We start from the raw sequence: 1,208 nt of genomic DNA, 5'->3' as shown, positions 1-1,208 counted from the left end.
AACGGGCGTACAAATTGTTCCATGTCAGCGTCACTGTAGCTGTCGGTCTCTTCATATTCCACTTGGTAGAATACCTCGTCTGCAATGACTTGAAAGGTTTCTCCTTCTGTCATGACAAAACTTGTTCGCAACGACTCATGACGCTTAATCAGACGATCTATGGCTTGTTGTATTTTTTCTAAATCAAGGTTACCTGTTACTTCTAGCGCTGACGCCATGTTATATGCTGTACTGTTGCCTTCCATCTGATCCAGAATAAACAATCGTTTCTGTGTAGAGGATGCTGGATAAGCTTCTCTCTGTTCTGCTTGTGGTATTGGACTATATTCGCCTTCTCCCGCGGCCTCAATCTTTCTCGACAACATGACAGGAGTTGGTAAACTAAATATATCTTTGACTGGCAAACGAATCCCTGTCTTCTTCTCGATGGCATTAATGGCTGCCGTCGCTTTTAACGAATGTCCTCCCAGTTCAAAGAAACTATCCTCTATGCCGACTGGAGATATTCCTAAGATTTCTTCAAATATGTCCGTAATGACTTTCTCTGTTTTAGTTCTTGGTGGCATATATTCCTGTCCTGCTAATGCATTTAGTTCTGGCAGTGCTTTTGCATCCAGCTTCCCATTTGGAGTCAGTGGCAAGGCATCAATCTGCATCATAAAGCCAGGTAACATATACTCAGGCAGTTTGTCTCTCAAATCATTTTTGATTTCAGACATATCCAGTTGCTGCTCTTGATTTGTCGGGATCAGGTAGGCACATATACTCTTGTCACCGCCTACTTCCAATGCAACAACGGCTACATCAGATATACCCGGCTGATTCCTTAGAACGCTCTCGATCTCGGACAACTCGATCCGATATCCTCGGATTTTAACCTGTTCATCTATTCTTCCCAGGTATTCGATCTCCCCGTTAGGCAGCCATCTCGCCAAATCTCCAGAGCGGTATAACTTCCCTTCGCCATATGGATTGTCGATAAACTTCTGCGCTGTTAATTCAGGCTGGTTTAGATATCCCTTGGCTACTCCGTCTCCGGCGATGCATAGCTCACCAGGAATGCCAATACCACATAACTCCATCTCATTCAGTATATAGAGCTGCATATTGGCAATGGGACGCCCGATTCCTACACTTAAACCCTTATCTTTTTCGCTGGAATAGATATAGTCACAGCATCCTACGGTAGTCTCCGTAGGGCCATATTC

At 44.3% G+C, this 1,208-nt stretch carries 1 protein-coding gene; it reads right to left on the bottom strand.

The features are described 5' to 3' along the window. Nucleotides 1–1,166 (bottom strand): condensation domain-containing protein (locus ACFVU7_RS45130; protein WP_388052564.1); only part of this gene is annotated, 1,166 nt, incomplete at its 3' end. Between the last annotated feature and the right edge of the window lie 42 nt (nt 1,167–1,208).

It is taken from the genome of Kitasatospora sp. NPDC058046, from assembly GCF_042885595.1.
Taxonomy (GTDB): domain Bacteria; phylum Actinomycetota; class Actinomycetes; order Streptomycetales; family Streptomycetaceae; genus Kitasatospora.
The sequence above is the reverse complement of the archived record's forward strand: the minus strand, read 5'-3'. Positions and strand labels throughout refer to the sequence as shown.